We start from the raw sequence: 9782 nt of genomic DNA on the forward strand, positions 1-9782 counted from the left end.
TCACACCTTCATGTCGCGGGTTTCGAGCAGCGCGCGCACCAGCGTTCGCTTGCCGAGCTCGATCTTGAATGCATTGTGCTGGCGCGGCTCGGCCCCGGCGAAGGCGGCATCCGCCGCCGCTCCCGCGGAAGCCTCGTCGAGCGTCTTTCCTTGCAGGGCTTCCTCCGCCGCTTTGGCGCGCCACGGCACGGTCGCCACGCCGCCCAAGGCAATGCGCGCCTCGCGTACGTTGTCGCCGTCCAGGTCGAGCGCAACGGCCGCCGAAGCCAGCGCGAACGCGTAGGATTCGCGGTCTCGGATCTTCAGATAAAGCGAGCGCCGCGCCCATGGCACAGCCGGCACTTCTATGGCGGTGATGATCTCGTCAGCAGCGAGATCAGTCTCGATCTCAGGTGTATCGCGTGGCTGACGATGCAGCTTGGCGAGCGGTATCTTTCGCGCCCCACGCGAGCCTTCGGCATGCACGACGGCATCGAGCGCGATTAGCGCCTGGGCAAAGTCGCCGTGATAAGTCGCGATGCAGGCATCGCTGCCACCCAGCACCGCATGCTGCCGGTTGAAACCCTCCATCGCAGCGCAGCCCGACCCTGGCACGCGCTTGTTGCAGTGCCAGGATGTCTCGCGAAAATATTCGCAGCGCGTGCGCTGCAGGACATTGCCGGCGAGACTTGCCATGTTGCGGATCTGGCCGCTTGCGGCCAGCCGCAAGCTGTCGGCAATAACGGGATAGCCGCGCTTGAGCTCAGCGTGATCTGCTGCCTCGCCCATCCGCGCCAGAGCCCCGAAGCGGATGCCCTCGTCGGTCACCCGGATTTGCCTGAGGCCTGGATCCTTGAGCCGGTTGAGGTCGACCAGCCGGTTCGGCTCGGCAACGCCGAGCTTCATATAATCGGCAAGGTTGGTGCCTCCGGCGATGAACTGCGCATTCGCTCGCGTCGGCTGGTCGTCCTCGGTCGTGAAGCGAGATGCGATCGCGACGGCCGCGGAAATGTCAGTCGGCTGTTCGTAGACGAAGGGACGCATATCAGGCTCCCTTCATCTGATCGCGTGCCTGCAGGATGGCAGCAACAATGTTTGGATAGGCGGCGCAACGGCAGATATTACCGCTCATATAGTCGCGGATGTCGTCTTCGGATTTTGCGTGCCCTTCATTGATGCAACCAATGGCCGACAGGATTTGGCCCGGCGTGCAGTAGCCGCACTGGAAGGCATCGTGGTCGATGAAGGCCTGCTGCATCGGATGCAGCTTACCGTCGCTAGATGCCAGGCCCTCGATGGTCGTCACATCTTTGCCGGCATTCATCACCGCGAAACTCAGACAGGAGAGCACGCGTTTGCCATCGACAAGAACCGTGCACGCCCCGCACTGTCCATGGTCGCAACCCTTCTTGGTGCCGGTTAGTCCGATATGATCCCGCAAGGCGTCAAGCAGGCTGGTTCTAGTGTCGAGCGACAGCTCATAGGCCTGCTTGTTGATCCGCATCGACGTCACCACTGGCTCGCGAAGTTCCGCGCCAGCGGCGGCAGGCGCTTCGGCTTTCGCCGATGAAACGAGCAATGGTGCCGCGGCAGCCGAGACTGTGCCTGTCATGAAATTGCGCCGGCTGAGGCCAAGCGTGGATGGGAGGGAAGACTGGGACATGGCTCGCTCCTGGCTGGCTGCTCATCGGGGGCTAACCATTCATGCAGGCCATTGTTCCGGCCTGGCCGGCGCGGGATCCTAGGCCTCACAGAAGTGTGATCCCGCCCTTCGAAGATGCTCATCATGCGGGAACATGCATGCCGGGTTCGAGTTCTACGGCCAATACCAACGCTGATGGCGGGCCGATATGAAATCGAAACTGGTCGCACAGACTTCTGGACAAAGGACATTCGTGGTTGTGCTGGACCCAGGCGAGGAAGCATTTGCTGCCCTGTCCGACTTCGCCGACGAGCAAGGAATTGCCGGCGCCTCGCTGACCGCGATCGGCGCATTCGAGAAGGCGACCGTTGGCTGGTTCGACTTCGGCTCGAAATCTTACCGCAAGATCCCGGTCGGCGAGCAATGCGAGGTTCTGAGCGCTGTTGGCGATATCGCGGTCGACGACGGCGGCAGACCGAGCCTGCACATCCATGCTGTCCTGGGTCTAAGCGACGGATCGACGCGCGGCGGCCACCTTGTTGAAGGCATCGTCAAGCCTACGCTCGAAGTCACGGTGACGGAATCGCCCGTTCACCTGCGGCGCACCAAACGCCCCGGCCTTGGCATCGCCTTGATCGATCTCGACGCCTGAGGGCCGACGATGGCAGCGGCCGCGACCGACGCGTTTCCTCTCCCCCTCGATACATCCCCGATGGAGGCTCGGATCGACGAAAAACTGCCGCAGGACAAAGGCGTCTGGCAGTTCGAACCGAAATGGGATGGGTTTCGCTGCCTCGCTTTCAAGAATCGCAAAACGGTCGATCTCAGGGCGAAGTCGGGCAAGCCGCTTGGGCGTTACTTTCCCGAACTCACAGCAATGATGCAAAACCTCGAAGCCAAGGATTTCGTGGTCGACGGCGAAATCGTCATCGAGATCGGCGGCGCCGCATCCTTCGACGCGCTGCAGATGCGGCTTCATCCGGCCGAGAGCCGCATCCGCAAGCTGAGCGCGGAAACGCCGGCGCGGCTGATCCTGTTCGATATGCTGGTCGCGCCGGGCGGCAAATCGCTGCTCGAAGTCGCATTGACGCAAAGACGCACGGCAATTGAAGACTTCGTCGCGCAAGCAAACACGGACGCTCTTCAGCTCTCGCCCTGCACCACCAGTTTCGCGACCGCCAGGCGATGGCTGGAGGACGCCGGGCATGGGTCTACCGACGGCGTCGTCGCCAAACGGCTGAACGATCCCTATCAGCCGGGCGAGCGCGCGATGATCAAGGTCAAGCGGCTGCGCACTGCCGACTGCGTGGTCGGCGGCTTCCGTTATCTGAACGGCAAGTCGCAGGTCGGATCGCTATTGCTTGGCCTCTACAATGAACGGGGCTTGCTTGACCATGTCGGCTTCACCTCGACAATCGCCAACGAGGAACGAGCCACGCTCACGAAGAAGTTGGAGGCGCTGCGTGGCGGGCCCGGCTTCACCGGCAAGGCGCCGGGCGGGCCGAGCCGCTGGAGCACCGAGCGCAGCGGCGAATGGGAGCCGTTGCGGCCGGAACTGGTCGTGGAAGTCCGCTTCGACCACGTCACCGGCGAGCGGTTCCGGCATGGCACTCGATTCATTCGCTGGCGGCCCGAAAAAGCGCCGCGCCAATGCACGTTCGAGCAGATCTCGTAGCAGCGCCCCTCCGGAACAACCGACCACATCAAACGGTTTATGGTTAGAACAGCCCGCGTCACGGACGCACCTATCTTGGAGACGAGAAAATGGATCCGCGCGACAAACAGCGAGCCGCAAGGCGGGATGAAACCGAAGCTCCCGGCATCGAACAACAGGACTGGGACACTCTTGATAATGGTCGGGTGCCGCCTGGCAGCGTCGCCGTAAACGGCGATCCGGAGGACGATGCCGAAGCACAAGGCGTCCTCCCCGAAGAGGATGACGACAACCCCTATCAGGAGAGCGACGAAGCCTTGCCCGACGACGAGGAAGAACGTGTGCTGTCGCGGGATCCTTCCAAGGAAGGCAGTCGTTTTGACGAAGCATAGCGAAAGCTAGCGTGCCGTTGTTGATGGCCGGTGGTGCAGAGCACCTTTGAGGACTGTGGACCAGCTTCACTTTTTGGGGCCAGTTCGCGTCCCGACATTTCGGCATCGCCACATCGGTAAGAGCAGCGATGGGACTTTCCCGCCTTCTATGGCCTGCAACGCTCCGCGGGCTGCGGGATAAGGCATCGCCGCAGAGCAAGGCGGTCGCGGCGCCACATCAGAAGACCGGCCATTGATCAGGTGGGATCACTACCCCATGGGCCGACAAAAATCGGGGGCGCAAATCGGCAGTGAACCCTTCACTGTTTGTAACTGGGGGGAACAACGGAGTGTGGGACAAGTTTTTGATCAAGCAAGCCGCCTCATGTTTGACCTGCAACCATGGCCGAGAAACGCGACAACAAATCCACAGCCGCTCTTCTTAGGCGGCAATTCTCGAATGAAACCATGCGTCGATATCTACGCAGCTTGCCCTTGTTCCACGTAAACCGCTGGCTTCCTGACAAACTGCGCGAATCACTCAAGCGTCTCGACCGCAAGCGTAAGTGAAACCAACCGCAATCCAACACAAGGCGCGGGCCACGCTCTTGCCGTTTCAGACGAACGCGCCATCAGCTCTCCTTCACATTACGATCACAGTCCTTCGAGAGGGGCAGAGACTATGCATCCTTGCTTAAGCGTCCGCGTTTGTAATTCACAAATCCGGAGTTCAAGTCATGAAGGTCGACACTCTCCCTGTGCCTACAGTCAACCCAGACCAGGTCGATATCCTCGTCAACAAACCGGGACACTTCGTCGAGGAGTGGATCGAGGGGCATGCGGTTAGACCGGCCGCCGAAGCATCCCCGGAAGCCGCGGCAGAAAGACTGGCGAGAGCTTGCATCGCGGACGCGGAGCGGGAAGGCATCCTCGCGGAAGAAATCAGCGATGAGGTCGGCGATTTGAAAGAGTACCTCGCCGACGCGCTCCTCGCCGAGGCCGGCCGCGAAACGGGCGTCGACACCGCTCCGGCGGCGCAGGCATTGGGTGACACAAAGGCTTAGCTTTCACGGCAGGGAAGTTTGGATCGCGATGACGCCAATCTCAACACGAGCCGTCCACATTTGCGTTGACATGCAGATGATGTTCTTGCCGCCTGGGCCATGGGCGGTTGAGTGGCTGCCCGCCATCCTGCCGAAGGTGCTTTCGCTTGTCGATGGCAGACCAGAGCGAACGATTTTCACCAGGTTCATAACGGCGAGAAGACCTGGCGAAGGCCAGGGCCATTGGCGTCAATACTATGAGCGCTGGTCGCAGATGACTATCGAGTGTGCCGGCCCGGGGAGCCTCGAGCTGCTGCCCGAACTGCGTGATTTCGTGCCGCCGGCTCGCGTTTTCGATAAGCCCGTTTACTCTCCATGGCTGACCGGCGAGCTCCACCGGAGCCTTCAGGCGGAAGGTGTGACCGAGCTTATCGTCAGCGGAGGCGAGGCCGACATGTGCGTGTTGGCGACGCTGCTCGGAGCGATCGACTTCGGTTACAGAACGATCCTGGTCGAGGATGCGATCTGCAGCACATCGGACGAAGCCTACGAAAATATACTCAAGCTGTTCACGACGCGATATTCGCATCATGTCGAAGTCGCCGCTGCGGAGGAGGTTCTGGATTTCTGGCGCTGACCCATCGCTCATCTCGCCCGGCACATGCCGGCCAAGGTGCCGCCGGCAACGGATGAGCAGCCGTCCCTCGAACGCTCAGTCGTATCAGCGGGTGCGGTCATCGGATCGGCATCCCGGCACGATCTGCAGTAGACACTCACTGAATTCTCAGACCGGGAATTCTCAGACCGGTTGCCGATGCTCAGCTCCTACCAGCGCACGCTGAAGCCGAGCTTTGCGCCGATTGCCCGGCTGTCGCCGAAGTTTTTCAGGCTCGATTTGGCGAAGGCTTCGCCGTAGACCGTGTAGCGGTCGTCCGCCCAGGAGAGCGATCCGCCGACACCTAAACCGCCCCAGAGCGGTTGGTCGTGCTCATGCAGCGCCGTGCCCGACACATCCACGTCGTTGCCGTCCAAGAAATCATAATAGAGGTTGGCGATGCCGTAGAGGTGCGAGCGGCTGACCTTTCCTTGCGCGCCCGTCCAGGCATCCTCATAGTCCAGCGACAGGCCGGCGCGGCCGATCAGAACATCGCTGCCGCTCAGCGATACCGCCGCATCGAACGGGTCGGTGAAGCTGCTGAAGCGCACCGAGGAATAAGCAAGCTGAGCCTGCGGCGTCAGCGTCCATTTGCCCTGCAGCGCAAGCTTCTGGCCGGCCTCTATGCTCAGCGCATAGCCAAATCCGTTGCTGCCCTTGACAAGCTCGCTGCCCAGCGTGGCGGACTTGAGATCGCTGTCATACCAGGTCACCTCGGCTTGGCCATCCGTGTAAAAGCCATTGTCGACATACCAGGTCAGCGTGCCGCCCAAGCCATATCCGGTGGCCCGGATGGAGCCGACGCCGTAGATCGACGATATGTCCGACGACGCCGTCCCGTAGTGGAAGGTGAGGCCGCCGAGAAGAACGCCGGTGGCATCCTCGTAAAGCAGCCCGTCGATGCCGGACTGCAGCTTCCAGGTGGTGACGTCGTAGTCCGAGACGGTGGTGGCGCTGTCCGGGCTCTGCCTTGTATGCGTCGCCTCGATACGGGCCCAGATGGCGCTCTGGGTCGGGACGCTGCCGATCTCGTCGGCGCCCTGGCCTGCTCCAGGCCACGAGCGGTTGCCGACGCGCTGCTGCAGGGTGCCGAGTTCGTTCAGGCTCTGCAGCACGCCGGGATAGGCCTCGTAGATCGGTACGGCCGGCGAATAGAGCGGATTGTTGATCAGCGCGGAGCGGAGATACCAGTCGCCGTCGGCCGGCGTGCTCACGCCGTTCTGATAGAGCCGATAGGCATAGGCGCCGCTGACCACGGCCTGGTCGCCCTGGAAGACATAATCGCCGGCAAGCGTGAACGTGCCCGCCGAGCTGCCGTCGACGTCCACGATCTTGATCCCTTCCACAGTCTGGACTCCCACCCCTCCGACGTTGGTGACGGAAAGTACAGAGGTGCCCGAAGTGCTGCCGTGCACCACCAGCCTATCGGTGGTCGAAGTATCGCCATCGAGCGCGGCATTGAGGAAAATGGTGCCGCCGGCGCCGGTGTGGTCGCCGTTGATGGTCAGCATCGTGCCGGGCGCGACGCCGAGACGCACCGAGCCGCTGTTGTTGAGCGAGGCGACGGCCTGATTGAAGCCGCCGAGATCGAGAGTCGCGCCGGAAGCGACGGTGAATGCAGAGCCGGAGCCCAGCGCGTCCGCCGCGCCCGCCGCGAGCGTGCCCTGCTGGACAGAGGTCGGTCCGGCGAAGGTTGAGCCTGCCGCCGTCAGAACAAGCGTTCCCTGTCCTGTCTTGTTGAATGCGCCCGACCCGGTCACGGCCCCGTTCAGGGTCAAGGTCGTGGCGGCCGCTGTCGAGATGGTGCCGGAGCTCATCACGCTGGCCGCACGCGAGCTGGCAAAGCTGCCGGTCGTGTCGAGCGTGCCGCCGTCGAAGGAGAGCGCGCCGGCGGCATCGCCCAGATTGGCGTCCTGCGAGACCCGCAGCGTGCCGCCATTGATTGCCGTGCCGCCCATGTAGCTGTTGATGCCGGTCAGGACCAGCGTGCCGCGATCCGACTTCACCAATTGCGTGTCGCCCGAGAGAGCCGAGGCGATCGTTGCGGTCATCCCCGCGCCCGCCGTGCCGTCGCCGACGACGATGCTGCTCGACGGGCCGGTGAGCTCGATCGCGTCGCCCTTAACGAGGTAGCCGTCGGTCATGAACTGCATGCCCGATGCAGCCACCTGGCCTAGACCTTTGTCCACCGTCACCGTTCCCGCCTGGCCCGCGAAGATCGCGAAGGATGCGTCGGCGAAGCCGGCATTGGCCGTTCCTGCCTCATTGGTCCAGTTGTCGTTGCCGGCGGCCGCCTCCCAGACGCCGTCACCGCCATTGACCGCGCCATTGTTCTTGGGGCCGACCTTGCCGTCCCAATAGTTGAAGGTGAGCCCTTGCGTGTTGACGATGTTGACCTGGTGATCGATCGAGGTCTGGATATAGCCCGATGATGGGATCGAGCCGACCACCAGGCCATTGTTGGTCAGCGTGCCGCCGTAGCTGAAGATGCGGTAGACGCCTGGCCCGAAGGTGCCGCCTGCGCTGACGCTGACGTTTAAAATGCCGTCGAGCACCAGATTGCCGCCGACTGTGGTCAGGTCGTTGAGCGCCCCGCCGACGACGTCGGCCTGCCCGAGGGAGTAGTTGAGGACCGAGCCGCTAGACAAATTGAGATTGCCGGCGATCGCCAGCGTTCCGGGCGTGCCGTCGGCAGAGCCGGGCGACAGGGTTGCGCCGTCGGCAACCGTGACATCGCCGCCGATCGAGCCCTTGCCGCCGATGGTCGCACCGCTTCCGACAGAGACCGAACCGGCGACCGCGCTGTTGTCGCCATCGACATAGAGGCCGCCGGCCGTGACCGTGGTTGACCCTGCGTAGCTGTTCGCACCGGTCAGCGTCAGCGCGCCGGCGCCGGTCTTGTTGAGGCCGCCGGCGCCCGTGATCACGCCTGACAAAGTGAGATCCGCATCGGCTTGGAAGGTGCCGGTGCCCGCGGTCAGGCCAATATCGCGCGACGAGGTGAAGGCCGCGGTGGTCTTAAGCGTCGTACCGTCATCCAAGCTCAAGCCGCCGGCCGCATTGCCGAGATTGGCGTCGGCCGAGACCTGTAGCGTGCCGCCATGAATGGCGGTGCCGCCGGTGTAGTTGTTCGTGCCGCCAAGCACCAGCGTGCCGAGATCGGTCTTCACCAGTTGGCTGGTGCCGGTGAAGTTCGCGGCGATCGTTGCCGTGTAGCCCGTGCCCGGCAGGGTGCCGTCGCCTACGCGGATCGTCGCCTGTGACCCGACCAGCTCGATATCCTGTCCCTGGACCAAGTAGCCGTCGGTAGCGAACTGCATGCCCGCGGCCTGCACCTGGCCGTTGGTGTTGTCGACCGTCACCGTGCCAGCGCTACCTGCCAAAATTGCGAAGCTGCCGTTCGAGAAGGCGGCGTTTATGTCGCCGTCGGAGCCGGTCCAGTTGTCGTCGCCGGCCGCCCGCCAGGTGCCGTTGCCGCCGTCAACGCCATCATTGGCCTTCGGCCCGGCATCGCCGTCCCAGAAGTTGAGGGTCATCGCGCTGATGTCGACCAGGTTCACCTGGCCTGCGACCGAGGTCTGCACGACGTGATCGCTCGACGTGGTATCAAGCCCGTTGTCAGTCAGAGCGCCGTCATAGCTGATGACGCGATAGATGCCCGGTCCGAAATTGCCGCCAGGCGCTTCCGTCACGTTGATCGTGCCGTCGAGCGCCAGATTGCCGTGGACGACCGTGAGGTCGTTGTAGGCGCCGCCGACCACGCCGGCTTGGCCGAACGAGTAATCAAGGTTCGAGCCGTCGGCCAGTTCGAGGTTGCCGTTGATGGTGAGGGTGCCGGGCGTGGCGCCGAGGTCGCCGGGGGCCAGCCGGCCCGCAACGTCGACGAACACATCGCCGCCGATGATACCATTGCCGCCCAGCGTGCCGTTGTTGACGTTGGTCAGCCCGGTCGCTGCGCTCTGGTCGCCATCGATGTAGAGCCCGCCGCCGCCGACAATCAGCGTGGTGCCGGTGTACGTGTTGTCGGCCGTGAGCACGGTATCGCCGGTTCCGTCCTGGGTGACGCCGCCGCTGCCCGAGATCGTGCCGCCGAAGGTATAGAGGTCGGAGCGGTTGAAGCTGAGGGTGCCGTTGTCGACCACATCGCCGAGGATCGACCCGGTCGTGCCGCCGGTGCCCAGCATCAGGATGCCGCTCGCAATCGTCGTGCCGCCGGCATAGCTGTTGTCGGCGCCGAGGATCAGCGCCCCGGTTCCCGTCTTGGTGAGCGCCCCTGCGCCGTCGATAGCGCCTTCCCACTGCACTGTGCTGTCGATCTGGAACGTTCCGCCCCCCGCCTGAAGCGTCGCGTCGCGGCCTGTGACGATGCTGGCCGCGCCCTGCTGGTAGAGCGTGCCGCCATTGAAGGTGACCTTGCCGGCTGCGTCGCCGAGATTGG

At 63.3% G+C, this 9782-nt stretch carries 8 protein-coding genes; 5 read left to right on the plus strand and 3 right to left on the minus strand.

Annotated elements, in window-relative coordinates; all coding sequences use genetic code 11:
* Entirely contained in the window at window positions 1-1023 is a 1023-nt protein-coding gene (locus LB552_RS21295) for an FAD binding domain-containing protein (RefSeq protein ID WP_224610015.1), read from the minus strand.
* Window position 1024: 1 nt separating this feature from the next.
* A complete protein-coding gene (locus LB552_RS21300; protein ID WP_411966394.1) occupies window positions 1025-1591 on the minus strand; it encodes a (2Fe-2S)-binding protein in 567 nt (188 codons plus the stop codon).
* A gap of 238 nt (window positions 1592-1829) precedes the next feature.
* Between LB552_RS21300 and LB552_RS21305 the strand changes: the two genes are divergently transcribed.
* The 5 genes from LB552_RS21305 (at window position 1830) to LB552_RS21325 (ending at window position 5326) form a co-directional block, all read left to right on the plus strand.
* Window positions 1830-2273, plus strand: a complete 444-nt coding sequence (locus LB552_RS21305; RefSeq protein WP_095768692.1) for a PPC domain-containing DNA-binding protein — start codon at window positions 1830-1832, stop codon at window positions 2271-2273.
* 9 nt (window positions 2274-2282) lie between these two features.
* Complete coding sequence (locus tag LB552_RS21310; RefSeq protein WP_224610018.1) at window positions 2283-3296, plus strand: ATP-dependent DNA ligase; 1014 nt, start codon at window positions 2283-2285, stop codon at window positions 3294-3296.
* 89 nt (window positions 3297-3385) lie between these two features.
* The gene (locus tag LB552_RS21315) at window positions 3386-3667 is read left to right on the plus strand and encodes a hypothetical protein (protein ID WP_224610020.1); all 282 of its coding nucleotides are present in this window, start codon (window positions 3386-3388) and stop codon (window positions 3665-3667) included.
* A 716-nt stretch (window positions 3668-4383) separates the two neighbouring features.
* Window positions 4384-4710, plus strand: coding sequence for a hypothetical protein (locus tag LB552_RS21320; RefSeq protein WP_224610022.1), 327 nt, complete (start codon window positions 4384-4386; stop codon window positions 4708-4710).
* Between the two features lie 28 nt (window positions 4711-4738).
* Window positions 4739-5326, plus strand: a complete 588-nt coding sequence (locus LB552_RS21325; protein ID WP_224610024.1) for a cysteine hydrolase family protein — start codon at window positions 4739-4741, stop codon at window positions 5324-5326.
* A gap of 188 nt (window positions 5327-5514) precedes the next feature.
* Here the strand turns inward: LB552_RS21325 and LB552_RS21330 are convergent.
* The coding region (locus tag LB552_RS21330; protein ID WP_224610027.1) for an autotransporter outer membrane beta-barrel domain-containing protein at window positions 5515-9782 on the minus strand (4268 nt) is incomplete at its 5' end.

The organism is Mesorhizobium sp. CA7, from assembly GCF_020165015.1.
GTDB lineage: Bacteria > Pseudomonadota > Alphaproteobacteria > Rhizobiales > Rhizobiaceae > Mesorhizobium.

Excerpts from the sequence above, each read along its gene's own strand:
- LB552_RS21295 (WP_224610015.1), bottom strand. The coding sequence starts at position 1,023 with ATGCGTCCCTTCGTCTACGAACAGCCGACTGACATTTCCGCGGCCGTC.
- LB552_RS21300 (WP_411966394.1), bottom strand. The coding sequence starts at position 1,591 with ATGACAGGCACAGTCTCGGCTGCCGCGGCACCATTGCTCGTTTCATCG.
- LB552_RS21305 (WP_095768692.1), top strand. The coding sequence starts at position 1,830 with ATGAAATCGAAACTGGTCGCACAGACTTCTGGACAAAGGACATTCGTG.
- LB552_RS21310 (WP_224610018.1), top strand. The coding sequence starts at position 2,283 with ATGGCAGCGGCCGCGACCGACGCGTTTCCTCTCCCCCTCGATACATCC.
- LB552_RS21315 (WP_224610020.1), top strand. The coding sequence starts at position 3,386 with ATGGATCCGCGCGACAAACAGCGAGCCGCAAGGCGGGATGAAACCGAA.
- LB552_RS21320 (WP_224610022.1), top strand. The coding sequence starts at position 4,384 with ATGAAGGTCGACACTCTCCCTGTGCCTACAGTCAACCCAGACCAGGTC.
- LB552_RS21325 (WP_224610024.1), top strand. The coding sequence starts at position 4,739 with ATGACGCCAATCTCAACACGAGCCGTCCACATTTGCGTTGACATGCAG.